The sequence below is a fragment of the Maribacter sp. Asnod1-A12 genome, from assembly GCF_045063735.1.
Lineage (GTDB): Bacteria > Bacteroidota > Bacteroidia > Flavobacteriales > Flavobacteriaceae > Maribacter.
Genome location: NZ_JBEFNZ010000006.1, coordinates 1,152,994 through 1,177,069, shown reverse-complemented (window position 1 = coordinate 1,177,069; position 24,076 = coordinate 1,152,994). Strand labels below are relative to the sequence as shown.

Genomic DNA, 24,076 nt, shown 5'->3' with positions numbered 1-24,076 from the left:
TCGCTTTTACTAACTTTGAACTTGTTTTTATAAGCCTTATGACAGAATATTACAACTATATAAAATCCCTGCATCTCATTTTCGTAATAACGTGGTTTGCAGGGCTTTTTTATATTCCAAGGTTGTTCATTTATCATATAGAAGCCAACCAAAAGTCATCACCTGAAAAAGAAATTCTTTCTAAACAATTGAAGTTGATGACCAAAAGGTTGTGGTATATCATAACCTGGCCTTCATCAATATTGGCAATATTTTTTGCAATTTGGTTACTGATTATTTACCCAGGTTGGTTGTCGCAACCTTGGATGCACATAAAACTTGGTTTTGTATTGTTACTGATTATATATCACCTAAAAAATCATCAAATTTTTAAGAAATTTCAACGTGATGATATTCAGTATACTTCTAAATTCATGCGTATATGGAATGAAGGTGCCACGTTAATTTTATTCGCAGTTGTCTTTTTGGTAATCTTAAAAAGTTCTTTTAATTGGATTTTTGGAGTAGTGGGTATTATAGTTTTAGGAATACTTTTAATGTTGGGAATAAGACTATACAAAAGGATTAGAAATAAGAACCCCGAGGCATAAAAGTGATTAAACTTTTTAAGTTTGCTTAGGCTACATTTTTAAACCTTAAGGAGTTAAGGACTTTTGAGCTTTCTTTGCCGCTATTTTAGCTTTAGGTAGAATTAGCTTAAATGTTGTTCCTTTCCCTAGACCTTCTGATTCAGCGGTTATTGTGCCGCCATGAGAAGCTGCTATTTGTTTTACCATATAGAGCCCTAGTCCGGTACCTTTTACATTTTTATGAAAACGCTCAAAAGGTGTAAATAACTTTTTTAAAGATTGTTTATCCATACCCAAACCATTATCACAAACTAAAAAGCTGTTAGTGTCACCATTATCTTCAAAATCAACGGTAATTTTTGGTTTTGATTGGTCTCCCATATACTTAATCGCATTATCTAAGAAATTTCCAAACACTTGGATAATTCTATTGCGATCGCCAAAAATATCGGGTAAATTTTCAGATATAATAAGCTTAATATTTTCCTTTTCAATTTTACCCTTGATAAGATTTCTTGAAAGGCTTAATATCTCATTGGTATTCAACAATTCATTTCTATTTTCAATTTTACCCAGTCTTGCTATTTCGGTAATATCATATATCAATTCATTCATGCTATTGCATGAAAGATCTATTAATCCTAAATAGTCTTTTATATCTGGATAATCTTCAATCGGCATTTCTAGTGGTATTAGACTAGCTAGACCTTTTATATTGTTTAACGGACTTTTTAGATCATGCGAAACTGCATAGGTAAATCGCTGAATTTCCTCATTTTTTGATTCTAAATCATTTGCCGCTTCAATAAGTTTGTTTTTTTGTAATTGTAGCTCCTTAGTTCGTTCGACAACATTTCGCTCTAAGCTACGCTGATTTTTTTTAATTGTTCTCAATTTAATATGATGGGCAATATAGAACAGAAGTAAAATAAGAGCGATAATTAACGTCTTAAACCACCAGGTCTGCCAGTATGGAGGCGTTATGGTTATATGAAGGTCTATTTCATTATCAATCCAAACACCGTCGGAATTAGTAGATTTCATCTTTAAAGTATACTCCCCTGGGTTCAGGTTGGTATATGTTGCACTTGGATTGTTGCCTACATAGTTCCAATCCTTTTCAAAACCTTCAAGGTAAAATGCATAGTTTACACTTTCTGGATGTCGAAATGTGAGGGCTTTAAAGTCAATATTAATTACAGACTGATTATGGTCAAATGTTAGAGAATCCACTTGACTTATGTCTTTTTTTAATACACCAAAAGCATCGTTAGGTAATACTGGTTGGTTGAAAATCTTTAAATCTGAAATAAACAGCGTTAGTTTATCTTTTTGTTTTTCAACTTCGCGAGAGGTAAATATGTTAAAACCATTTATACCACCAAATATATACTCCCCTTTACTGGTGGTAAGCGATGAACTTGCTATAAATTCTTTAGACTGTAGACCGTCGCCTACATCATAATCAATAGTATTTCCGGTTTCGGTATCATATCTAATAATGCCATTTTCTGTGCTTAGCCATAAATGTTTGTTCTTATCATCTATGATACCTTTAATTGCATCGTTTTTAAGACCATCCGTTTTGGTAATCGCTAAAAAAGAATCGGTTTTAGGTAGATATTTGTGAAGTCCGCTTTGGGTGCCTACCCAAATAGTATTTTCACTATCCTGAATAATGCAATTAACGAATCTATTGCTTAAGGTGTTTTTAGTATGATAATGTACACTAGCCCAAATACCATTGGTTTGTGTTAATTTAAACAAACCTGAGTTTAATGTTCCGACCCATATATTACCTTGGTTATCTTCAAATACCTGATATAGAGAGTTAATGATGCTACCATCTAAATCTGATTTTAGCGGTATGTTTTCGTGTGTATCGGTTTTAGGATCATACATTTGAACTCCTGCGAAGTAGTTTATAATCCAAATTCTTCCTTTTTTATCCTTTAAAAGGTCGATTATTATATTTGATTTTAAAAATGAGTTTTCGGTAGTTAATACTTCGAATTTTTTATTGTTGGTGTTAAGTACGGCAATACCATGAGTCCATGTTCCTGCCCAAATTTCGTGCTCTTTAGTTTGTACAATGGAAAGTACCACATTACTGTTAAATGTATTATTTTTTAATGCATAGTGGTCAAAAGTATCTAAAGTTCGATTCCAATAATCAATACCACCACCATCTGTTCCGATCCATATATTACCTTTTTGATCTTCAGAAAAACAATTAACCAATTTATTACTTAAAGATTTAGGATCGAATGGGTCTGAATTTATATGTTTGAATTTAAAAAAATCTTTATCATAGAAGTTAAGTCCACTTTTGTAAGGAGCTACCCACATGGTACCGCTTCTTGTACATAATAATGACCAAATAGAGTCGCCCGAAAGTGAATTTGGTTTAGTAACACTGTATTGAATATGTTTTATGAATTCTAAATTTTCATCATAAATATGTAAACCGTTATTTTCGGTGCCGATCCATAGTTCATCATCTAAATTTTTTTCTAATGAGCGTATACCAAAACCGGGGCTAATTTCTTTTTCATTATTTATATATACTGAAGTACCATTAACTCTTAATCTAAATAAAGAACCTTGACCAGAACCAAGCAAGAAAGTATTTTTTGTTGATGCTATACCGGTAATTATTTCTTCTGTCTCTTGAATTTCGCTAATAATTCTCAATTCAGAATCGATTAGCAATGTATTATAGGTGAAAACTACTAGTATTCTATCGGTATCTAATATTTCTATTCTTACAACTTTGTTTAATCTAGGGTTGTCAAGTTTTACATGTTCGTTTGGAGGTGGAAAATGTTTTAGTTTACCGGTCGCTAATTCGTATTTGTATAAACCCATTGACTCTGCACCCAACCAAAGTATACCATCTTTTTTAACTATAGTTTCAAAAGCGATGTGGGTTATCGTTTTACCTTCATTTTCGAAAGGATAAGGAGTTATAATGTTTAGGTTTCGATTATAAAGACTTAGTCCTTCGTTAGTGCCTATGATTATATTTTGATCATCTTCATATAACGATACAATGTATTCATGATTTAGACCCGTTTTACCATCTAATGATTTGCTATATATTTCAAAATCTTTGCCGTCGTAACGATTAAGCCCATTTCTTGTTCCTATCCAAATAAAACCAAATTTATCTTCTAAAAGTTCGGTGGCAGTACTTTGAGACATACCTTCTTGAATATGCTGAAAAGTAATATTTTCTGCATATTGAGAATGTATTAAAATCGGAATGCTAACCGAGATTAAGAAAAAAATTAAATTAAAATATTTTTTAAAAAACATGCATAAATTTTGATTATGACATATTAATAACGAAAATAAATGTAAGAAATTACTTTCAATATTGTATTTAAGATATTAACTAATTAATTCAATAGTTAATTCATACATAATACGACAACCTTAAGTATAGTATAGAACAAAATAGATGTTAAGAACCTAGCTTAAATATAAAGGATAAATATGAAAAATTAACTTGGTTTACTGTAGGATTAAATTTTATCGATTTTAGTATAAAGTAGTTTATATAAAACAAAGGAGCTTTTTGTCTGAAATTATAAAGTTAGTATAATAACAGATATTTCATATTTGATTTATTTTGGTGCGATATTTGCTAACTTTGAAGAAACGCATAACTTTTGTTAACAAGGTTTTCTCTTAGGACACGCATATTTGTATCAATGATTTTATTGGTCTTAATTGCATCTGTTTTAATATTTGGAATAACTGTTTATCAGTTTAGAGAAATAAATATAGATTACCATGAAAATAGAATGGAGCGTAAAGAGGAGCAGATACGTCAAAGTATTGATCTTGCCATTCAAAAAACAACTTACCCTGTTACTACAGAGAACCTTGATTTAATATTCAAAAATGAGATTTATGAGATTGCCGTAGTGCAAAACATGAATTTTAATATTTATAGCTTAGAAGGTGAATTAATAAAGAGTTCTCGTCCAAAATTTGCTAACGACTCTATTTCCATGTGTTTAGATGCTGAGGTGCTGAATAAATTAGAGGTGAGTCCTATTAAACGCTATGTGCGGGAGAATGCTTTGGCGGGCGATAAATATCAAGCATCTTTCACATATATCGCTGATCAAAAGTTTAAACCAATAGGTATATTAAACCTACCTTATTTTGAAGATAATTCATTCAACGACCATGAATTAAAAGAATTTTTATGGCGATTACTAGGTGTATACTTGTTGATGTTACTTATGGCGATATCATTCGCATTTTTCATATCTAAATACATTACCCGTTCTTTAGAGACCATATCTACTATGATGGGTAGAACGAACTTAAGCAAGCAAAATAAAAAGATTTACATTGATAACCCTGGTGAGGAGATAGAGAAGTTGATTGCCGCTTATAACGGTATGATAGATGAATTGGGGCAAAGTGCCGTAAAATTGGCGCGTAGTGAGCGCGAGCAGGCTTGGCGGGAAATGGCAAAGCAAGTGGCACATGAGATCAAGAATCCGCTAACACCAATGCGTTTAACCGTTCAGAGTTTTGAACGAAAGTTTGACCCAAAAGACCCACTGATCCATGAAAAGCTAAAAGAATACTCGAATACCTTAATTCAGCAAATAGACACTATGAGCAGTATAGCTTCTGCGTTTTCGAATTTTGCAGAAATGCCAGCCCAGCAAAACGAGACTTTGAATGTAGTTAAAATCGTAAAATTAGCCTTAGATATTTTCAATGAAGATTATATTCATTTTATAACCGAGGAAGAGGAAATTATTGCGAAATTAGACCGTACACAGTTAATACGAGTAGTAACTAATTTGGTCAAAAATGCCATACAGGCCGTGCCAGATGTTGAAACGCCAAGGGTTTTGGTCAGTGTTGCTTCTGAAGGTGATATGGTTAAAATATCGGTAGCAGACAATGGTCATGGTATTGAAAAGGATTACGAAGAAAAAATATTCGAACCTAAATTTACTACCAAGACTAGTGGAATGGGATTAGGTCTAGGAATGGTAAAGAATATTGTAGAAACTTATAAGGGATCTATCAATTTTACGTCTCATTTAGGCAAGGGTACGGTCTTCTGTGTAAAGTTTCCCAAGGAAAATGTATAATTCAACAAATCAACAACAATGTCATACGAAACGTTATTAATTAAAAAAGAGGATACGACTGCAATTGTAACTATCAATCGTCCTACTAAATTAAATGCTTTAAATAAGCAAACCATAGGCGAACTACATGAAGTTTTTAAAGATTTGAAAAAAGATGAGACCGTAAAGGCTATTATCTTAACCGGTAGTGGTGAAAAGGCATTTGTTGCTGGTGCCGATATTTCAGAATTTTCTGATTTCAGTGAAAAAGAAGGAAAAAAATTAGCGGCTAAAGGTCAGAAACAATTGTTCGATTTTGTAGAAGATTTATCTAAACCTGTAATTGCAGCAGTTAACGGTTTTGCCTTAGGTGGCGGATTAGAACTAGCAATGGCCTGTCATTTTAGAGTGGCAAGTGATAATGCTAAGATGGGACTTCCAGAGGTGTCTTTAGGTGTTATACCTGGTTACGGTGGTACACAACGTTTACCGCAATTAGTGGGTAAGGGAAGAGCTATGGAAATGATCATGACCGCAGGTATGATTTCTGCAGAACAAGCAAACGCTTATGGCTTGGTAAACCATGTTACTACGCAAGAAGAATTATTGCCATTGTGCCATAAAATTATCTCTAGAATAACCAATAACTCATCTGTAGCCATTTCACATGCAATAAAAGCAGTAAATGCTGGTTTTAAGAATACTGTAAATGGTTATGAGCAGGAAATTGAAGCTTTTGGTGCCTGTTTTGGAACAGATGATTTTACCGAAGGTACTACTGCGTTTTTAGAGAAAAGAAAAGCAGAGTTTCCAGGTTCATGACATAAACCAAACTGGTTATGTTAAAACGTAGCGCTTTTTTATTTTTATTTCTTATTAATGTTATAAGCTCCTTTGCTCAAGAAGAACTTGTATCCTATACTATTGGTGAAAAATTTCATGATAAATATAGATACTCTAACATGCTTGCTATCGCAGATGATGGTAGCGAAGGCACTGTTGTGGTCCGTGCATATTATACAGGTATCGTATTAAGGCCAAAAGGGTATTTTATTGAACATTATAATAAAGAATTAGAGCTAGTTTCTGAATATAATTATAAACTTAAAAATGCCAATTTTATAGATGCCTATGTTCGTAACGGGCAGGTTTATTTGTTGTTTTTAGAGTACAATTATAATACTAGAAGTTATCAATATGAAGTGCATAGAAGCCCGTTCTCTCAATTTCAGTTTACAAAAGAAACTCTACTATCTATAGCATCTGAGCCAGTAGAACAGCCTTTAGATAGAAATTTCTATAATAGAAACTTCTCATCTGGCTTTACCACTTCTATTTTATTCAATGATGATAAATCGGCATTTGCCATAACTACACATTATAAGAAAAGAAAGATCGATCAACACACAATTCATGTATTCAATGCCAACTTAAACAAGTTAATGGAGCATGATTTTACTGATGAGGTAGCCGAAAAGAATTATGCATTTGAAAATATAGCCTTTTCAAAAGATTTGCAGAATGTGTATTTGGTAGGTAAGGCATATTTTAAAAAGAAACGTTTTAATGCTACGGAGCGTAAGTTTCAGTACGAAATGATTCGAATTTCGAACAGGGGTAGAAGCACTCAGTCATTTTATACTCCGGGTAAATTTCCTGAGTCTTTAAAACCCATTTTAAGAGGTGATGAATTGCTTTGTATCGGTTTTTATGCGGATAGAAAAGATAATCGTTATAATGGAATATCCTATTTCAACTTAGACCCAAAAACCCTAGAAATGAAGACTGAAAAATTTAACCAGTTTTCTGAACAGTTTATGATGGATAAGTTTGGACGTGAAGATGACAAGGCTATAAAGGATTTAGTGTTCAAAGGAATGGATATTACCAATGAAGGGAATATTCTATTTAATGCTGAAGAGTACTTTACAAGTAAAAGTGTACAATCTAACTCTAGTGGTGGGCGCGTTGCGGTAACTAGATATCACCATAATGATATTATCAGTGCAAAATTGAGCGCAACCGGAGATTTAGTTTGGGCAAGAAATATCAACAAGACCGAGGTAACACAGGGTGACGGTGCTTATGCATCCTATAGTGCCTACACCAAGAATAATACTACGTACTTTTTTATTAGTACGTCTTCAGAGAATCCACAACAATTGAGCGAAGATCGTATTATGTTCAAGCAAGGATTAAGTAGAAATAGAAATGTCTTTTTAATTCGTTTGGATGAAAACGGACATATGAAATACAACAAGGTTATTGACGATACAGAAGCTCGTTTGCCTTTGATGGTGTCTGTACCTTATATTGATAGACAGAACGATCAATTAATGTTCTACGCTAAAAGAGGCACTAAAAAACAATTGGTTCAAGTGGGTGTTAAATAAATAACATATATAGGATATATTCCATAATTTTGGAATAAATCCTAATAATGAAATCAGACTCTTCTGTAAAAGGTAGAGGTGCTCAAAAAAACACCAGTAATAAATTTTCTGCCTATAGCTACGAAACGCGAGACGATTTTCTTGAGTTTTGCCGGTTAGAAGGGGAAGTCGCGGATAAGAATAAAACCCAATACCTACCTATATTTCCAAAAACGATAGTAAATAAAGTAACTAGTCCAGACGTTGGTATGAGTTATTCCATGAACATGTATCAAGGTTGTGAGCATGGTTGTATTTACTGCTATGCTAGAAATGCACATGAATTTTGGGGCTATAGTGCAGGATTAGATTTTGAACGAAAAATTCTGGTAAAGCATGATGCGCCTAAGCTGTTAGAATCTAAATTAAAGAGTAAAAGCTGGAAAGCTTGTACCATAGTCATGTCGGGTAATACAGATTGTTATCAACCTGCAGAAAAGCAGTTCGAACTAACTAGAAGATGTTTAGAGTTATTCTTAAAATATAGACATCCGGTAGGTATTATAACTAAAAACGCGTTGATTTTGCGTGATTTGGATATTTTGAAGGAACTCAATGAATACGGATTAATAGGCATCAATATTTCGGTTACTTCCTTATCTGAAGAAACGAGAAGAATATTGGAACCAAGAACTACTACTATTAAAAAACGGCTGGAAGCTATTCGTGTGTTATCTGAAAATGGTATACCGGTAAATGCAATGTTAGCACCAATTATTCCTGGTATAAATAGTCATGAAATTCTGAATTTGGCTAAGGCGGTTTCAGAAAATGGTGCCTTGTCAATGGCATTCACCGTAGTTAGACTAAACGGAGCAATTGGTGAGATTTTTACTGATTGGATTCGTAAGACATTACCCGACAAGGCAGAAAAAGTTCTGAACCAAATTAAAAATTGCCATGGTAGTAATTTAAACGACAGTAGATTTGGTGTAAGAAGCAGGGGAGATGGTAAAATTGCTACTCAAATCCATGATATGGTTCGTTTGGCAAAGCGAACCTATTTTAAAGATAAATCTTTTCCTAAATTAATTACCAGTCTACACGAATCTTATAAAGACGGACAGCTAAAATTATTCTAAGGTTAATCTGTTTTACGTTGGTGTATAGATTGCCCAACTAATTTCCAATCGCCATCTATTTTTTCTAGAATACGTATTTCATAGGTGTAACTGGTAATACCTTCAGCAGTGGTAGATTCTTCGTCATGACTTACCCAAGCATGATTACCGTTTACATTCATTTTATAATTAGAATTTTTAGATGTGCCGCCTTTACCTACCATGTTTTTTGGAGGATTGATCATCATCATTGGTGGTACATCAATACTATTTCCATCAGGAGTAGAAATAAATATCCTACTATAGGACTGAATCTTCCAGCAAGAAGCATGTGCTTTTATATCACCCGAACGCCAGGTAAATGATTCTTTCTCTAAAAGTGAGATAATAGCTTCGTTGTCAGATTGTGCGTAGCCGAATGAATAAGTAAGAAAAATTAATAAAAGTATTTTCTTCATGGATAAAAAATTTGTGTTCTTCAGATTTTTTAAATGGATTCTATGGTTTTTAAAAAGTTAAAAGTATGAAAACGAGATAATTATTGTAAATAAGTTAAAAATTTACTCTTTTAGATTCGTTTATTGAAATTAAATAGCTTGCATTAGTTAATAGTAAGAAAATAGTTTGAAAAGTTTTGTTAAAATAAAATCCAAAAGACATTTCTTAGCGTAGATAGGGGGAAAGAAATAAATAATAGAACTATTTATGAAAACCAAGAACACTACCAAAAAAGATATGAAGACTTTAAAAAATAATACCGAAAAAACCGAGAAGAAAAGCCTCTTTTCAAAAATGAAACACCTAATAGAAAATGCAAATGCGTGGGGTGTATTTGTATTGGGTAGCACATTTGTGCTAATGTTTGGTTCAGCTTATCTAGCATACATATTACAAAACGATTTTACTCAATTACACTTAGAGAGAAGGAGCACAATGATTGGGTTCGTTTTCATGATTGTAGCAGCTGTATTTTTCGTGTTTAAATTGAGTTTCTTTATTTATACGCTAGTTAGATTTTTAAAATATAAGGCAATACCATCTGTGTCAGATGAAGAATTACCGACAGTAACAGTAATTGTACCAGCTTACAATGAAGGTAAACAGGTTTGGGCAACTTTAAAGAGTTTGGCTGAAAGCGATTATCCAGAAGATAAAATTCAATTATTAGCTATCGACGACGGTAGTAAAGATGATACTTGGAACTGGATGCAGGAAGCTAAGAAAGAGTTGGGAGATAGAGTATCTATATGCCAGCAACCAAAGAATATGGGTAAACGTCACGCATTGTACAGAGGTTTTAATGAAGGTACAGGTGAGATATTTGTAACCGTTGATAGTGACTCAATAGTAGATAAAGATACTTTAAGAAATTTAGTAAGTCCGTTCATAGTTGATGAAAACTGTGGTGCAGTTGCAGGTAATATTCGTGTTTTAAATAACAAGAAAGAGATTTTGCCTAAAATGCTAGACGTAAGTTTTGCTCTTAGTTTTGAATTTGTACGTTCATCAGAAAGTACATTGAATTCAGTATTATGTACACCAGGTGCTTTAGCCGCTTATAGAGCGACTGCAGTTTTTGCTTGTTTAGATTCGTGGATCAATCAAACTTTTATGGGGCAAGCTTCAGATATTGGTGAAGATAGAGCAATGACGAACATGATTTTAAAGCAAGGTTTTCATGTATTGTTCCAAAGAAATTCATTTGCGTATACTAATGTTCCTGAAAAGTATAAAGGACTTTATAAAATGTTTATTAGATGGGGCAGAAGTAATGTACGTGAGAACATACAAATGTCTAAATATGTATTTACTAATTTTAGAAAAGGACCAAAAACGGGAACTAGATTATTGTTCTTTAGCCAATTCTCAAGAATTGTTCTATGTTATCCGTTCGTATTGTTTATGCTAGTCTTCGTATTTACGCATCCATTATTATTCTTAAGTTCTACTTTTGTAAGTATATTGGTTCTATCAACTTTTCCAGTTTTGTTCTATGCAAAAAGATACTCGTTTTCTGAGTCTATTTGGGCGTATTCGTACAGTGTATTATTCACGTTCGGTTTATTCTGGATTACCCCTTATGCTATTGCAACTGCAAGTAGAAGTGGTTGGTTGACTAGAGAGTTACCACAGAAATAAAAGTATATTTCATAAAATTAAAAAAGGGACTCAATTTATATTGAGTCCCTTTTTTAGTGGTTATAATTAGTGAAATTTATATCTATAAGTTTAGCTTAAATTTTTTAAAGGATTCCATTCTTGATAAAATTGCTCTAAAAAATCGATCATATATTGATGTCTTTCATCTGCTAAACGTTTTCCGGTATTCGTATTCATTTTGTCTTTAAGCAGTAAAAGTTTTTCGTAAAAGTGATTTATTGTCGGTGCTTTAGATTTTTTATACTCTTCTTTACTCATATTAAGATTAGGTGAAATATTAGGGTCGTAGAGTACACGATTTTTAAATCCGCCATAATTAAATGCACGGGCAATACCAATAGCACCTATAGCATCTAATCGATCAGCGTCTTGAACTACTTTTAGCTCATTAGATGTAAATAGCTTTTTTTTCATTTTACCATCGTTTAAACCAGCTTTAAAAGAGCTGTACTTGATAATGTTGGTTACATGATTGATAGTTCGTTTTGGTACACCTAAACCTAGTAAGAAATCTTCCGCCATTTTCGGTCCTACTGACTCATCGCCATCATTAAATTTAGCGTCGGCAATATCATGAAGAAGCGCGCCAAGGCTCACTACCAAAAGATTGATATTTTCTTCCTCTTTGGCTATTAACATGCTGTTATTAAATACTCTCTGTATATGAAACCAATCATGTCCTCCTTCTGCATTTATCAATGTTTCTTTGACAAAGGTGATTGTTTCTTCTACAATTTCTGAATTGGTCATTTAAAGGAGTTTATTCCGCTAACTACGGAGGCTTCAATTTTTGTTATAATATCATCTAAATTGCCATTATTTTCAATAGGTTGTTGTACATCTAGTTGAACTTTAGCTCCCAACCCCATTGGAAATTGTCCAAATCGAACAAGTTTCCATGAATTATTGATGCTAATAGGCACAATCAATGCAGAAGGAGCTTTTTTAAGAAGCATTTTAAGACCCATTGGTTTAAAGGGTTTTGGATGTCCATCTCTACTTCTGGTACCTTCAGGAAATATTACGGCACTTCTATTATGTTCTTCTATATAAGAGCCTAGTTTACCTATTTCTTTAATCGCCGATTTACCGTCGTTTCTATCAATTAAAACAGAACCACCATGTACTAGGTTAAAAGATACACTTGGTATGCCTTTTCCTAATTCTTTTTTACTTACAAACTTAGGGTGGTAATTTCGCATATACCAAATAAGAGGAGGTATGTCGTACATGCTTTGGTGGTTGGTGACAATAATCAGTGGTCTATTTGTTGGTAAATCGAATTTGTTGGTAAATCGGTAGGTAGTACCTAAAATATTGGTACTACGCATTAGAAAGAAGTTTAATTTACTGACTGAGGGTTTTAGTCCGCTGTATCCAAATATTTTAAAACCGATCCATTGAATAGGATGAAAAATAAGTAGGCATAGCCCAAATGCCATGAAAAAAAAAGGAGTTATTATATAAGAAAGCAATTTCTGCATCTTACAAAAATAAAAAACCGCTCAAATAGAGCGGTTTTTTAATCCTATTATTTTGTAAGAAAATAGATTTAAGCTTTTTAATTTAGCAAAACTCGTCATAAGCCTGTGCTAAATTCTGAGCGATCATTTCTGCTGGTCTTCCTTCAATATGGTGACGCTCGATCATATGAACCAACTCACCATCTTTAAATAAAGCCATAGATGGGGAAGAAGGAGGAAAAGGAACCATTAGGTTTCTTGCCGCATCAACAGCTTCTTTATCTACACCAGCAAATACAGTGACTGCAAAATCTGGTTTTTTAGCATTTTGCAAGCTCATTTTAGCAGCAGGTCTTGCATTGGCAGCTGCACAACCGCAAACAGAGTTTACAACTACTAAAGTTGTTCCTTCTTTATTGATTGCATTTGCTACCGCATCTGCTGTATATAATTCTTCAAATCCGGCAGAAGCCAGATCATCTCTCATTGGTTTTACTAATTCTGCAGGGTACATATTTTTAATTTTTAATTAATCTATTACAAAGATAATCAATTAGTCGCAGCAGTGCTTCACACCTTAACTTTTCATTGGCCTAACTTTCTATTGGTAATATTTTATCTTTGGCAAAATTGAGATTACGAAATGATTAAATGGTTGGGAGCCGTAGTAGGCTTTTTTTTAAGAGGATTATCTGGTGCGGTTTTGGGCTTTTTTGCAGGTAGTATTGTAGATAGTTTTTTCGGTTCAAGTAAAAGTAGTGCGCGTAGTGTGTTTGAAGATTATACGAGACCTAATGTTACCGCTGCAGATTTTGAACTGAATCTGTTATCGTTATGCTCTATAGTAATAAAGGCAGACGGACAAGTAAGTCAATCAGAAATGGATTATGTTCGTCAATATTTTGTCAGTACTTATGGCAAAGACAAAGCAAATGCCATTTTTAGAAGTTTTAATGAAATCAATAAAAAGGGGCAGATTTCTGCTCAAAGTGTGTGTACTTTTTTGGCACAACGTACTAGATATGAGGTTCGATTACAATTACTTCATTTTCTGTTCGGGATAGCCCAGGCAGACGGAAATATTAGTAACCCCGAGATTCAAAAAATTCGCGAAATAGCCGGCTACTTAAGGGTTTCACTTAATGAATTTGATAGTATTAAAGCTATGTTCGTAAAATCTGCGAACAACTCTTATAAAATATTGGACATTCAAAAATCTGCAACAGATGCCGAAGTGAAAAAAGCATATAGGGAAATGGCTAAAAAATATCATCCAGATAGGGTCAATACTCAAGATGAGGCAATAAAAAAAGGTGCTGAAGAGAAATTTAAACAAGTGCAAGCAGCTTATGAGACCATACAGAAAGAACGTGGTCTAAATTAAAAATAGTAACATTAAACAGATTGTTAAATGCAAGAATTTTGGTTTTATATAGAATTAGGTTTACAGCATGTTTTAGATATTAATGCCTACGACCATATATTATTTTTAGCGGCTTTGGCATTACCTTTTACCTTTAAAAGTTGGAAAAACGTATTGCTTTTAGCTACCGTTTTTACTTTTACCCATTGCCTAGCACTTGTATTCTCTGTTTATGAAATTGTAGTTATAGAAGCAAGTTGGATCGAGTTTTTGATTCCTGTTACAATTGTAAGTACCGCGTTATTTAATTTGATAGATAGTAATGCACAAAAAGAAAATAGAACTATATGGTTTCATGTAATGGTAACGGGTATTTTCGGACTCGTACATGGCTTTGGATTCTCAAATTATTTTAAAATGATGCTAATGGGAGAAGAAGACAAGTTGGCGCCATTACTTGGGTTTGCAGGTGGTATCGAATTATCTCAAGTTGTAATTGTTTTACTGGTGTTGATTTTAGCTTATGTAGTACAAACACTTTTAAAGGTAAAGCAAAGCTTATTTATTTTAGTAGGCAGTATACTTATAATACTGATTACCTTGCCACTGTTATATGAAACATTTCCCTTTTAGATTGTTAAAATTAAGCCTAAGATATTGGCCTTGCCATACAAAGCAACTACTTTAGGGTAGTGTGCTTTAATAAAGCCGACACTAATGAAGAAAGAAAAACAATTAAAATATGATAGGGCCTATTTGAGAATGGCCAAAGAATGGGGTAAGCTTTCTTCATGTAAACGAAAGCAAGTAGGGGCTATAATTGTTAAAGATAGAATGATTATTTCTGATGGATATAATGGTACTCCAACCGGATTCGAGAATTATTGCGAGGATGAAGATGGGTATACCAAATGGTATGTTTTACACGCTGAGGCTAATGCCATACTAAAAGTAGCGGCTTCTACGCAATCTTGTCAAGGTGCCACTTTGTACATTACTTTATCACCATGCAGAGAATGCAGTAAGCTTATACATCAATCTGGCATTAAACGTGTAGTCTATCAACTTGGATACAAAGACGACTCTGGATTACAATTTTTAGAGAAAGCCGGAGTCGAAATAGAACATATGCCAGAAATAAATGTTACTATCTAACGTTAACACTAATGATGAATAAAAAATACAGTGCTCTTTTACCTTTAATTATCGCTTTTGCACTTGCATTGGGTTTTTTTTTAGGTGGAAAACTGAATTTTAATGACTCTCCAGAACGTCTTTTTTCAACTAATTCGAAGAAAGATAAGCTCAATAGACTTATAGATTACATTGACTATGAATATGTTGATGATGTTAATACAGATAGCATCGTCGATGTAACGGTAAATAGTATTTTAGAAAAGCTTGATCCCCATTCAGTTTATATCTCAGAAAAAGAAATGTCGGGAGTTACCGATAATATGAAAGGTGACTTTGTGGGTATTGGAATTAACTTTTATGCGTATAATGACACTATTGCGGTTATAAAAACAGTAAAAGATGGTCCTAGTTTTGTAAAAGGAATATTGCCAGGTGATCGAATTCTTATGGCAGATATGGATACTTTATATGGTAAAGATTTTCCTAGCGAAATTATAGTTGATAAACTAAAAGGTAAAGAAGGTACATCTGTTGATCTTACTATATATAGAAAGTCAGAGAATAGAACCTTTAATGTAAAGGTAAAACGTGGGATCGTTCCGTTAAAAAGTGTAGATGCCTTTTATATGCTCACCAATGATATTGGGTACATTAAAGTAAATCGCTTTGCAGAATCAACTTATAAAGAATTTAAAGATGCTTTAAATAGGTTACAAAAGCTTGGTGCTAAAAAACTAGTTTTGGATTTAAGAGATAACCCAGGTGGTTATTTAGGTATGGCTGAAGAAATGGCAGATGAGTTTTTAGTAGATGGTAAGCTTATTTTATTTACTAAAAACAAAAAAGGCAAAATAAACAAGAGTTTTGCTACAGATAAGGGCGATTTTGAAGATAAACCCATTTATGTATTGATTAATGAAAGGTCGGCTTCGGCGAGTGAAATTGTAGCAGGAGCTCTGCAAGATAATGACATAGGTACAATCGTTGGTCGTCGTTCATTTGGTAAAGGTTTAGTGCAAAGAGAAATGGCTTTGGGCGATGGTTCTGCAGTGAGATTAACTGTTTCTAGATATTACACCCCCACAGGTAGAAGTATTCAAAAGACCTATGCTAACGGTACTAAAGATTATTATCAACGTTTTACAGACAGATTTCACAGTGGAGAGATGATTTCTGTAGATAGTATAAAAGTGGCCGATTCTTTAAAATTTATTACACCAAAGGGTAAGATAGTTTATGGTGGTGGTGGTATTATACCAGATGTTTTTGTACCTATAGGCAGCAATGAAGAAGAAGCTGTTGATAGTATGGATGATCTAGGGTTTTTATCCTTTTTTGTTTTTGAACACTTAGATGAAGATCGCGAAAGGTATGCCGATTATACACAAGAGGACTTTGTCAAAGATTTTAAAGTAGATGATATTCTTTTTGAAAAGTTTGTATCGTATTCGGTAGATAGAAACCTTAGAATGAATTTCTATGACTATGAGAAAAGCATTAAACAATTTCTTAAAGCGAATATTGCAGAACAACTATTTAATACTAACATTCATGCTAAAATAAAAGCAGATGAAGATCTTATGCTGAAAAAAGTGTTAGAATTAGATGATGCAGGAATTCAGCAACGTGAATCTGGTGAAATCAAGACCAATAATTAATCTTCATTTACTTTATCTTGAATCTTTCTACTGGTAACAAATACCAAAAGAAGTACAATGGCGCATAACGAAGCCATAATTCCGATTAATGCTATTGTACTATTTTTCTCGAAAGGGTCGGTAAAATTCACTAGAGTTACATTATAGGCTATAAGTCCTATAGCAATTACTATGAATATTATGGATAACGTCTTGCTCATAAACTATTTTTTATAAAAATACGATCTTCTTATGTTCTAAAAAAGTTCATTAATATTTGCTGCAAATAATTTAACAGCAATTGCCATTAAAATTACCCCAAAGACTTTACGTATAACGTTAACTCCGTTTTTACCTAACATCTTTTCGATTTTGACAGAAGATTTAAGCACAATAAAAACGAAGATAATATTTACGACAATGGCTACTATAATATTTTCTACAAAGTATTCTGCTCTTAACGAAAGTAAAGAGGTAAGTGTACCTGCACCGGCTATTAATGGGAATGCTATTGGTACTATAGAAGCACTTTCTGGTTCATCATCTTTGTATAAAGTTATACCTAAAATCATTTCAATGGCCAAGAAGAATATAATGAAAGCACCGGCTACGGCAAATGAATTTACGTCAATACCAATAAGATTTAAGATTTCTTCACCAAGAAATAAAAATGCAACCATAATAACAGCTGCAACAACAGATGCTTTTTCTGACTGAATGTGCCCTACCTTTTTTCTTAAGCCGATTATAATGGGAATACTGCCGAGAATATCAATTACAGCAAATAATACCATACTAGCGGTTGCAATCTCTCTTAAATCAAAATGAAATTCCATGGTTCAAATTTTTTGCAAATTTACGTTTATAAATATCCACTTAGATATTTATTCTTAAAATTTTCTAAGACCAATACCTTTTAAAAAATGTATCTTGCGCCCTTTAAATTAGGTCATGTTTCAATTAGGGAAAACCATAGTATCTGAAGAGATTATAGAAAACGATTTTGTTTGTAACCTTAGCGCATGTAAAGGTGGTTGTTGTGTTGATGGGGAAGCGGGTGCACCGGTAGAAGATGCGGAAACTGAAATTATGGTAGACATCTACGCAAAGGTGAAACCATTTTTACGACCTGAAGGTATTGCCGTAATCGAGGATCAAGGTGCTTTCGTTAAAGGTGAAGATGGTGAGTGGGAAACTCCATTGGTAAATGGAAGTGAATGTGCCTATGTTATTTTCGATGAAAAGAAAATTGCCAAATGTGGTATAGAAGAAGCGTATAACCAAGGGGAAATCAACTGGAAAAAACCAGTGTCTTGTCATTTATATCCCATACGTGTTCGTGAATATACTGAGCTAACTGCTGTAAATTACCATAAATGGCATATTTGTGATCCTGCTTGTGCTTTAGGGGATGAATTAAAAGTGCCTATTTATAAATTTGTAAAAGAAGCACTAATTAGAAAGTTTGGTGAAGCTTGGTACAATGAGTTGGAAGAGGTTGCCAAAGATCACCTTAAATAGTGGGTATATAAATTACTATTTGGGTGCCAATTGGGGTTGTATTATCATCAAATTTATCGATGATGTCTACATGAAAAAAGTTTTCATAATCACGAGAAAAATTGGCTAGTCGTTCTTTAGTGATATCTATACCAACAGATTTTCTTTTTAGAACCTTACCGTCCTTAATTTTCTGAGCTGCGTCTCTACCTACACCGTTGTCGGTAATTATTATTTCTATAAATCCATTTTTACCTTTTTTAACTTCTAAATCTATATTTTTTGCACCATCTTTTGAAGAAAGTCCATGCCATAAAGCATTTTCTAAAAATGGCTGTAGTATAAGTGAAGGTATTTTAATTAGGTGAGTATCGATATTGTCTTTTATATGAACGGTAAAATTGATTTCATTCGAAAATCTAATATTTTCAATATTCATATAAAGCTCTACAGTTTCTAATTCTTCGGCCAAAGAAATTTCTCGTTGCGATGATGCTTCTAATATTTTTCGCACCAATTTAGAGAACTTATTTAGGTAGTGAACTGCATTCTTTTTTTCATTATTAATGATGTATAATTTTATCGAATTCAATGAATTGAATAAAAAATGTGGGTTCATTTGACTACGTAGCATACTTTGCTCTAATGTCAATAATTTTTTATCAGCATTTAATTGGCTTTGTCTGTACAGAATGTATAAAATGCCGATAAGTAATATTAAAAATATACCTATGATGATCAGCATAGTTCTATTTTTCTTTAATTTCAATCGTACAGTTTCATTCTCTTCTGCCAAGCGTTCTAATTGATTGGCTCTAATTTGAGATTCATACCGTAAAATCATATCATTTACGTATCGTATATTCAATGATTTGGTTATACGTTCTTCATATTTTCTAGATTCTTTAAAATAACGCATGCCTTTTTCGTAATCATCTCGTTTAATCCAAAGTTCAGATAAGAACTTGTTAGCTTCTGCTATTTCTGCGTTGAGACTATTCTTATTGGCTAAGGCTAAGCCAGATTCGAGATTAATTTCTGCATTATCAAAATCACCAAATCTAATTAATGCCCATCCTAAATTAATATATATTGTGGTAATGATTTTTTGATCGCCAAGTGATATCGCTTTTTGTAAGTTCGATTGCAAAATAGTAATAGCCTGGTTTATCTTGCCTAAGTGTACGTATACATGGGCTATGTTATAATTGCAAATTATTTTCCCTCTATTCGAATCTATAATTTCATAGTAAACCAAAGATTTCCTAAAATTTTTTAATGCAGATTCTAACTTACCTTGAGACTCATAACATTCTCCTTGACTTTGATGATTTTTTGCTAAACCAAGTTTGTTGTCCAATTCTTTTTCAAATACAATTGATCTTTCATATTTCTCAATAGCTAAATTGTATTGTTCTAGCATTTGATAAATGCCTCCAATGCTGTTAAGAGCAATAGCAATATTTCTTTTTAAACCCTTATTAGGTTTACTTACAGTTTCTGCCAGTTCTAACGCATCTTGGCTATAATCAAGGGCAGACTTTACAGCTTCATTTTGCCTGTAAACTTTGCTTATCATATTGAGACTATATACTCTAAATTCAATATTGTTTACTTCTGTCGCTAGACTTAGAGCCTCTTGATAAAGTGATATGGACTTTGAGAACGATGAAGAATTATAATAGATGTCACCTAATTTAATTAAGGCGTAAGCTTGCCCTAGTATATATTTTTTAGATGATGCTCTTTTCTCGATATTACGAAGTAAGGTACTATCGTTATTAAAGTATTTTAAAGAGCTGTCTATATCTTGAAATGTTTTAGAAGATGCTAGTTGCAAACTATCTACCTTATCATCAAGTATAGAGGGTATGGCTTGCGAGTAACCAAGGTGTGTTAACACTAAAGTAAATAGAATGAAACAGATTAAATTATACTTGGATTTATGCACTATTTATTTTAGGAGATAAAGCTTAGTTCTTATTCGAAAATATTTTTTTAGACTATAGTAAATCTAAAAAATCTGATTTTTTTTGCCTTGATACAGGTATTTTATGATTAGATTTTAAAACAACATAACCATCAGTTTTTAAGAATTCCTTTATTTTGTTGAGATTGATGATGTAAGAGTTATGTATTCTAAAAAAAGAATCTGAAGGTAAAAGGTCATTAACTTCCTTTAGTTTTTTCGTTAGCACTATCTTTTGACCATCAGTCAAGAAAATTGTACTATAATTGCCATCAGATTCGGCATATAATATTTCATCACTTTCTAAAAACAACAATTTACCATCTGTATTTAAGGTAATACGTTTATGTAAAGATTTGGAGTTATAATTTAACAGTGCCATTTCTAATTTTTCTACTGAAAAATTTTTGCTATTAAATTTTTTGATCTTTACTATAGTTTCCTCAAGATCATCAGTATCTATTGGTTTTAGTAGGTAATCTAAAGCCTGGCTCTTTATGGCTTTCAATGCGTATTGGTTGTATGCAGTAGTAATAACTACGGGGAAATTCTTATTAGTTAATTTTCTGATGAACTGAAAACCATCCATAGTAGGCATTTCAATATCTAAAAATAGGCAATCTGGAGTGTTTTTTTCTAAATAGGCTAATGCTTCATTTGGGTTTGTGAACGAGGCAGTAACGTTAATTTCATCACTAAAATTAGTAAGCTCCCAAGTTAAGCTCTGAAGGGCTTTTATTTCATCATCAACGATTACAGCTTGTATCATATAAGATCGGGTATCAAGTTAGTAAGTTATGAAAAATTATACGCTTCTATTGTTTTCAAGGGTTAATTTGTGTCAATGGATATAATTTTAGTATAATCGGTATATTATAGGTTAAACAAGTAAAGGCTTACTAAAAACATTTTGAAAAGAAAGAAAAATACTACATTATTATTTAATTATGATGAATTCTAAAATTCTGTTTTCCGTTTACACATAAAAAAGAACAGGTTATACAAAATGGGCTACTGATTTTTCAGCTTAAAATTATCTTTAGCTAATATGCTCGTTATATTATAAATGAGGTTGAAATGAGAAGATGTAGCCTAATGTTGGTATTATTTATAGTAGTTGTTTTAGCTGCTTCTCATTTTATGAAAGATGAAGAAAATTTAAACGAAAGTATAACGGTGGCTGTAGAAGTTCAAGAACATAAAATAATTAGGCGATAAATTTAGAATAGAAGTAATGTTAAAGATGATACGTTTTATTGGTAAGTCTTTGAAAGTTATGTGCTTCGGTATTGTTCCATTTATTTTACTTTCTAGCGGATCAAAAGGTGATTTAATTAATCAAAATTTAGAAAAAGGTACTTGTAGTTTTAATATAGTTGGGATATCTAATTTTCATATAGACGGAGCCGCAACTTTTCAAAGTAAAACTGAAAAAGATAAATTTGGAAATACGATAGAAACGTTTTCGCTAAGTTTTATTGCACAAGAGGGTACGCAGCATCAAGTTATTGAGTTTATTATCGCCTCTGAAAGTAACGGAAGTGATGATGTGCTAATAGGAGTTCATAAAATAAAAAATGTAGACAGGTTGATTAATAGTTTCAATGGTGTTTATGGCTTTGCAGATTTAGGTGGTGAGAGTGAACTACCTTTTTTTATAAAATCGGGTGATATTATAATCACCGAAAGTTTTTCTAATAATGTCGATGGCAAGTTAGAAGTTCAATTAGTAAATGCAAATGGAGATTCTTTAAAAGTTAAAGGATTTTTTAATGCTTTAGTAAAAGTTTAAAATTTAGTACGGTTCTTTATAAGATAGTGTATGTTATCTTATATCTAATGTTTGAGCGCCAAAATAGTATAACTACGATTCGTCGTAAGATTACGTTCTAAGAAAAGGTTTCGGGGGAACTACCTTTATTAGACTTGGTGGGCATTTTTCATAATAGAAGCATTAGTGGGACCGTACATTTTTTATTTTAAATATCAAATCATCTACGAGTTATAGTTCAACAGTATACTTATAAGTTCGATTTTTTGACAGGTACTTTAATTTTCAATTAATTGAAAAAGTTCAGGTATATAAAATATTCAAAAAATGACGCTTTTAAAATGGATGGAGCTGCATGCAAAAAAATGAAAGAATAAAAAAGACCCCGCATTATGGGGTCTTTTTTATAGACGGCTAAGCCGAGGTTAAGTAAGGGGGTTCTTATTTGTCGTTTTTGATATATGGATTTAATACCGACGTAAATAATAATGCCGCTGCATATATCAACAATATTGTAATATAATTTTCCATAACTAACGTATGGTAGTATAGGTTATGTACGGACGAAAACCTCATCTGGATTACGGAAACTTGATAGTATCGTTAAAAAGACTGTTAAAAGTGAGTCTTATAGCGCTTCTGATGTTGAACCATTTATAATTGAGCCTCATTTGAATTAATTCAAACGAATTAGACTTTATCTTTTTATAGATATAAAAAGATAATTTTGATGCCAAAAGTAAACCGGCATAGACGAGTAATGTGTGTAGGTATTGGGACATATACAAAAGAACGTATAAGTAAGTAAATTCTTACATGTCGATATTGTAGTTCATCGAATAGTTACTTTTTTTTCGATGAAACGTAACTTTTGCTTTGCTCTTAGATGTTCATATGATTAGAGATTATAAAAAACCATCAACTTTTTTGTAGGCTTCTATAACCGCTTGCTCGCCTTCTTTTCCATCTTTAGAATTTCCGTGCTCCATACCTAAAATACCAGTAAAACCTTGTTCATAAATCCACTTAAAAACATTCTTGTAATTAATTTCACCAGTTGTGGGTTCATTTCTTCCAGGATTGTCTCCTATCTGAATATAGGCTATCTCTGGCCATGATGCCTCCATATTCTTAATTAGATTACCTTCTTGAATTTGTTGATGGTAGATATCAAATAAAATTTTGCATGAAGGGGAATTAACTGCTTTGCAAATTTCAAAAGCTTGTGGAGAATCGGTTAAGAATAAGCCAGGGTGATTTTTAAAATTCAATGGTTCCAATACCATGGTTATATTATAAGGCTCTAATAATGCGGATGCTTGTCTAAGGCTTTCCACGACATTTACGGTTTGGTAGCCCATTCTTAGCTTAAGATCTACATGACCGGGCACTACTGTCATCCATTTGGCATTTACGCGTTTGGCAACTTCAATAGAGCTTTTTATATCATTTAAAAATTCATCTCTTTTGGTTTGGTCACCCGATGCTAGATTAGGGGTTTTCCAGTGTATTTCATGTGCTACGAATACTCCCATCTCTAAACCACGTTTTTTCATGGTCTTTGCCATCTTTTCTTGTTGTTCAATAGGTCTTTTACGCATCTCATTATCTTCAAAGGCGATATATCCTAAATCAGCGATAAAATTCAATTGGTCAATAGGATCTTCTCCGGCGTGATGTTTAAACATACCTAAATGAGGTGCGTATTTTAAATGGTATGTATGCGAATTCTTATTATTTGAAAGTATTTTGGCATAAGTTAATGTACTGCCAATTGAAATTGCGCCTGTTGTTAATGCAGATTTTTGGATAAAACTTCTTCTTTTCATAAGTAGTATAATTACATAAAAATAGCCAAGAGCAATGGAAAGTATGCTCTTGGCTATTTAATACTGAAATATTATTT

Annotated in this window: 23 protein-coding genes; 13 read left to right on the top strand and 10 right to left on the bottom strand. The window is 32.7% G+C overall.

Annotated elements, in window-relative coordinates; all coding sequences use genetic code 11:
- Nucleotides 1–38 precede the first annotated feature (38 nt).
- Nucleotides 39–590 (top strand): CopD family protein, encoded by a 552-nt coding sequence (locus tag ACJJVP_RS04865; RefSeq protein WP_405411266.1) that lies wholly within the window; start codon nucleotides 39–41, stop codon nucleotides 588–590.
- Between the two features lie 45 nt (nucleotides 591–635).
- On the opposite strand, the gene ACJJVP_RS04860 is transcribed toward ACJJVP_RS04865, so the two are convergent.
- Nucleotides 636–3,887, bottom strand: a complete 3,252-nt coding sequence (locus tag ACJJVP_RS04860) for a two-component regulator propeller domain-containing protein (RefSeq protein ID WP_405411265.1) — start codon at nucleotides 3,885–3,887, stop codon at nucleotides 636–638.
- 398 nt (nucleotides 3,888–4,285) lie between these two features.
- Here ACJJVP_RS04860 and ACJJVP_RS04855 point away from each other — a divergent pair, with 398 nt between their 5' ends.
- The 4 genes from ACJJVP_RS04855 to ACJJVP_RS04840 are packed head-to-tail and all read left to right on the top strand — an operon-like array spanning nucleotide 4,286 to nucleotide 9,191.
- Nucleotides 4,286–5,698 (top strand): sensor histidine kinase, encoded by a 1,413-nt coding sequence (locus ACJJVP_RS04855; RefSeq protein ID WP_405411263.1) that lies wholly within the window; start codon nucleotides 4,286–4,288, stop codon nucleotides 5,696–5,698.
- 18 nt (nucleotides 5,699–5,716) lie between these two features.
- The gene (locus ACJJVP_RS04850; protein WP_405411262.1) at nucleotides 5,717–6,499 is read left to right on the top strand and encodes an enoyl-CoA hydratase/isomerase family protein; all 783 of its coding nucleotides are present in this window, start codon (nucleotides 5,717–5,719) and stop codon (nucleotides 6,497–6,499) included.
- Nucleotides 6,500–6,516: 17 nt separating this feature from the next.
- Nucleotides 6,517–8,070 (top strand): hypothetical protein, encoded by a 1,554-nt coding sequence (locus ACJJVP_RS04845; protein ID WP_405411260.1) that lies wholly within the window; start codon nucleotides 6,517–6,519, stop codon nucleotides 8,068–8,070.
- Between the two features lie 47 nt (nucleotides 8,071–8,117).
- On the top strand, nucleotides 8,118–9,191 hold the full coding sequence (locus tag ACJJVP_RS04840) for a PA0069 family radical SAM protein (protein ID WP_405411258.1): 1,074 nt from the start codon (nucleotides 8,118–8,120) through the stop codon (nucleotides 9,189–9,191).
- A gap of 2 nt (nucleotides 9,192–9,193) precedes the next feature.
- Here ACJJVP_RS04840 and ACJJVP_RS04835 read toward each other — a convergent pair whose 3' ends face one another.
- A complete protein-coding gene (locus ACJJVP_RS04835; protein WP_405411256.1) occupies nucleotides 9,194–9,628 on the bottom strand; it encodes an endo-arabinase in 435 nt (144 codons plus the stop codon).
- A gap of 247 nt (nucleotides 9,629–9,875) precedes the next feature.
- Between ACJJVP_RS04835 and ACJJVP_RS04830 the strand changes: the two genes are divergently transcribed.
- On the top strand, nucleotides 9,876–11,309 hold the full coding sequence (locus ACJJVP_RS04830) for a glycosyltransferase (protein ID WP_405411254.1): 1,434 nt from the start codon (nucleotides 9,876–9,878) through the stop codon (nucleotides 11,307–11,309).
- 90 nt (nucleotides 11,310–11,399) lie between these two features.
- Here ACJJVP_RS04830 and ACJJVP_RS04825 read toward each other — a convergent pair whose 3' ends face one another.
- From ACJJVP_RS04825 to ACJJVP_RS04815, 3 genes are all read right to left on the bottom strand, one after another.
- Complete coding sequence (locus ACJJVP_RS04825) at nucleotides 11,400–12,080, bottom strand: HD domain-containing protein (RefSeq protein ID WP_405411252.1); 681 nt, start codon at nucleotides 12,078–12,080, stop codon at nucleotides 11,400–11,402.
- The gene (locus ACJJVP_RS04820; RefSeq protein ID WP_405411249.1) at nucleotides 12,077–12,814 is read right to left on the bottom strand and encodes a lysophospholipid acyltransferase family protein; all 738 of its coding nucleotides are present in this window, start codon (nucleotides 12,812–12,814) and stop codon (nucleotides 12,077–12,079) included. Before ACJJVP_RS04820 ends, ACJJVP_RS04825 begins: the two co-directional genes overlap by 4 nt.
- 82 nt (nucleotides 12,815–12,896) lie before the next feature.
- Nucleotides 12,897–13,307, bottom strand: coding sequence for a BrxA/BrxB family bacilliredoxin (locus tag ACJJVP_RS04815; RefSeq protein WP_405411247.1), 411 nt, complete (start codon nucleotides 13,305–13,307; stop codon nucleotides 12,897–12,899).
- Between the two features lie 129 nt (nucleotides 13,308–13,436).
- On the opposite strand from ACJJVP_RS04815, the gene ACJJVP_RS04810 reads away from it, so the two are divergent.
- From ACJJVP_RS04810 to ACJJVP_RS04795, 4 genes are all read left to right on the top strand, one after another.
- A complete protein-coding gene (locus ACJJVP_RS04810) occupies nucleotides 13,437–14,177 on the top strand; it encodes a TerB family tellurite resistance protein (protein WP_405411245.1) in 741 nt (246 codons plus the stop codon).
- 27 nt (nucleotides 14,178–14,204) lie between these two features.
- Nucleotides 14,205–14,789 (top strand): HupE/UreJ family protein, encoded by a 585-nt coding sequence (locus ACJJVP_RS04805; RefSeq protein WP_405411242.1) that lies wholly within the window; start codon nucleotides 14,205–14,207, stop codon nucleotides 14,787–14,789.
- Nucleotides 14,790–14,873: 84 nt separating this feature from the next.
- On the top strand, nucleotides 14,874–15,311 hold the full coding sequence (locus ACJJVP_RS04800; protein ID WP_405411240.1) for a deoxycytidylate deaminase: 438 nt from the start codon (nucleotides 14,874–14,876) through the stop codon (nucleotides 15,309–15,311).
- A 14-nt stretch (nucleotides 15,312–15,325) separates the two neighbouring features.
- Entirely contained in the window at nucleotides 15,326–16,951 is a 1,626-nt protein-coding gene (locus ACJJVP_RS04795; protein WP_405416134.1) for a S41 family peptidase, read from the top strand.
- Here ACJJVP_RS04795 and ACJJVP_RS04790 read toward each other — a convergent pair.
- Nucleotides 16,948–17,151, bottom strand: a complete 204-nt coding sequence (locus ACJJVP_RS04790; RefSeq protein WP_405411237.1) for a hypothetical protein — start codon at nucleotides 17,149–17,151, stop codon at nucleotides 16,948–16,950. The two genes, ACJJVP_RS04795 and ACJJVP_RS04790, sit on opposite strands and share 4 nt — an antisense overlap.
- A gap of 36 nt (nucleotides 17,152–17,187) precedes the next feature.
- Nucleotides 17,188–17,766 (bottom strand): MarC family protein, encoded by a 579-nt coding sequence (locus ACJJVP_RS04785; protein WP_405411235.1) that lies wholly within the window; start codon nucleotides 17,764–17,766, stop codon nucleotides 17,188–17,190.
- Between the two features lie 115 nt (nucleotides 17,767–17,881).
- Here ACJJVP_RS04785 and ACJJVP_RS04780 point away from each other — a divergent pair, with 115 nt between their 5' ends.
- Nucleotides 17,882–18,451, top strand: a complete 570-nt coding sequence (locus tag ACJJVP_RS04780) for a DUF3109 family protein (protein ID WP_405411233.1) — start codon at nucleotides 17,882–17,884, stop codon at nucleotides 18,449–18,451.
- On the opposite strand, the gene ACJJVP_RS04775 is transcribed toward ACJJVP_RS04780, so the two are convergent.
- The gene (locus ACJJVP_RS04775; protein WP_405411231.1) at nucleotides 18,444–20,333 is read right to left on the bottom strand and encodes a tetratricopeptide repeat protein; all 1,890 of its coding nucleotides are present in this window, start codon (nucleotides 20,331–20,333) and stop codon (nucleotides 18,444–18,446) included. The two genes, ACJJVP_RS04780 and ACJJVP_RS04775, sit on opposite strands and share 8 nt — an antisense overlap.
- Before the next feature lie 100 nt (nucleotides 20,334–20,433).
- Nucleotides 20,434–21,168, bottom strand: coding sequence for a LytR/AlgR family response regulator transcription factor (locus ACJJVP_RS04770; RefSeq protein ID WP_405411230.1), 735 nt, complete (start codon nucleotides 21,166–21,168; stop codon nucleotides 20,434–20,436).
- A gap of 308 nt (nucleotides 21,169–21,476) precedes the next feature.
- Between ACJJVP_RS04770 and ACJJVP_RS04765 the strand changes: the two genes are divergently transcribed.
- Together ACJJVP_RS04765 and ACJJVP_RS04760 are read left to right on the top strand one after the other, a co-directional pair.
- Nucleotides 21,477–21,617, top strand: a complete 141-nt coding sequence (locus ACJJVP_RS04765; RefSeq protein ID WP_405411228.1) for a hypothetical protein — start codon at nucleotides 21,477–21,479, stop codon at nucleotides 21,615–21,617.
- A 25-nt stretch (nucleotides 21,618–21,642) separates the two neighbouring features.
- Nucleotides 21,643–22,191 carry a hypothetical protein gene (locus ACJJVP_RS04760; RefSeq protein WP_405411226.1) on the top strand — a complete coding sequence of 183 codons (549 nt, stop codon included), beginning with the start codon at nucleotides 21,643–21,645 and terminating at the stop codon, nucleotides 22,189–22,191.
- A gap of 884 nt (nucleotides 22,192–23,075) precedes the next feature.
- Here ACJJVP_RS04760 and ACJJVP_RS04755 read toward each other — a convergent pair.
- Nucleotides 23,076–23,999 carry a hydroxypyruvate isomerase family protein gene (locus tag ACJJVP_RS04755; protein ID WP_405411223.1) on the bottom strand — a complete coding sequence of 308 codons (924 nt, stop codon included), beginning with the start codon at nucleotides 23,997–23,999 and terminating at the stop codon, nucleotides 23,076–23,078.
- Between the last annotated feature and the right edge of the window lie 77 nt (nucleotides 24,000–24,076).

What these genes read in the sequence shown, in the direction of transcription:
- ACJJVP_RS04865 (WP_405411266.1), top strand. Translation starts at nt 39, where the DNA reads ATGACAGAATATTACAACTATATAAAATCCCTGCATCTCATTTTCGTA.
- ACJJVP_RS04860 (WP_405411265.1), bottom strand. Translation starts at nt 3,887, where the DNA reads ATGTTTTTTAAAAAATATTTTAATTTAATTTTTTTCTTAATCTCGGTT.
- ACJJVP_RS04855 (WP_405411263.1), top strand. Translation starts at nt 4,286, where the DNA reads ATGATTTTATTGGTCTTAATTGCATCTGTTTTAATATTTGGAATAACT.
- ACJJVP_RS04850 (WP_405411262.1), top strand. Translation starts at nt 5,717, where the DNA reads ATGTCATACGAAACGTTATTAATTAAAAAAGAGGATACGACTGCAATT.
- ACJJVP_RS04845 (WP_405411260.1), top strand. Translation starts at nt 6,517, where the DNA reads ATGTTAAAACGTAGCGCTTTTTTATTTTTATTTCTTATTAATGTTATA.
- ACJJVP_RS04840 (WP_405411258.1), top strand. Translation starts at nt 8,118, where the DNA reads ATGAAATCAGACTCTTCTGTAAAAGGTAGAGGTGCTCAAAAAAACACC.
- ACJJVP_RS04835 (WP_405411256.1), bottom strand. Translation starts at nt 9,628, where the DNA reads ATGAAGAAAATACTTTTATTAATTTTTCTTACTTATTCATTCGGCTAC.
- ACJJVP_RS04830 (WP_405411254.1), top strand. Translation starts at nt 9,876, where the DNA reads ATGAAAACCAAGAACACTACCAAAAAAGATATGAAGACTTTAAAAAAT.
- ACJJVP_RS04825 (WP_405411252.1), bottom strand. Translation starts at nt 12,080, where the DNA reads ATGACCAATTCAGAAATTGTAGAAGAAACAATCACCTTTGTCAAAGAA.
- ACJJVP_RS04820 (WP_405411249.1), bottom strand. Translation starts at nt 12,814, where the DNA reads ATGCAGAAATTGCTTTCTTATATAATAACTCCTTTTTTTTTCATGGCA.
- ACJJVP_RS04815 (WP_405411247.1), bottom strand. Translation starts at nt 13,307, where the DNA reads ATGTACCCTGCAGAATTAGTAAAACCAATGAGAGATGATCTGGCTTCT.
- ACJJVP_RS04810 (WP_405411245.1), top strand. Translation starts at nt 13,437, where the DNA reads ATGATTAAATGGTTGGGAGCCGTAGTAGGCTTTTTTTTAAGAGGATTA.
- ACJJVP_RS04805 (WP_405411242.1), top strand. Translation starts at nt 14,205, where the DNA reads ATGCAAGAATTTTGGTTTTATATAGAATTAGGTTTACAGCATGTTTTA.
- ACJJVP_RS04800 (WP_405411240.1), top strand. Translation starts at nt 14,874, where the DNA reads ATGAAGAAAGAAAAACAATTAAAATATGATAGGGCCTATTTGAGAATG.
- ACJJVP_RS04795 (WP_405416134.1), top strand. Translation starts at nt 15,326, where the DNA reads ATGAATAAAAAATACAGTGCTCTTTTACCTTTAATTATCGCTTTTGCA.
- ACJJVP_RS04790 (WP_405411237.1), bottom strand. Translation starts at nt 17,151, where the DNA reads ATGAGCAAGACGTTATCCATAATATTCATAGTAATTGCTATAGGACTT.
- ACJJVP_RS04785 (WP_405411235.1), bottom strand. Translation starts at nt 17,766, where the DNA reads ATGGAATTTCATTTTGATTTAAGAGAGATTGCAACCGCTAGTATGGTA.
- ACJJVP_RS04780 (WP_405411233.1), top strand. Translation starts at nt 17,882, where the DNA reads ATGTTTCAATTAGGGAAAACCATAGTATCTGAAGAGATTATAGAAAAC.
- ACJJVP_RS04770 (WP_405411230.1), bottom strand. Translation starts at nt 21,168, where the DNA reads ATGATACAAGCTGTAATCGTTGATGATGAAATAAAAGCCCTTCAGAGC.
- ACJJVP_RS04765 (WP_405411228.1), top strand. Translation starts at nt 21,477, where the DNA reads ATGAGAAGATGTAGCCTAATGTTGGTATTATTTATAGTAGTTGTTTTA.
- ACJJVP_RS04760 (WP_405411226.1), top strand. Translation starts at nt 21,643, where the DNA reads ATGATACGTTTTATTGGTAAGTCTTTGAAAGTTATGTGCTTCGGTATT.
- ACJJVP_RS04755 (WP_405411223.1), bottom strand. Translation starts at nt 23,999, where the DNA reads ATGAAAAGAAGAAGTTTTATCCAAAAATCTGCATTAACAACAGGCGCA.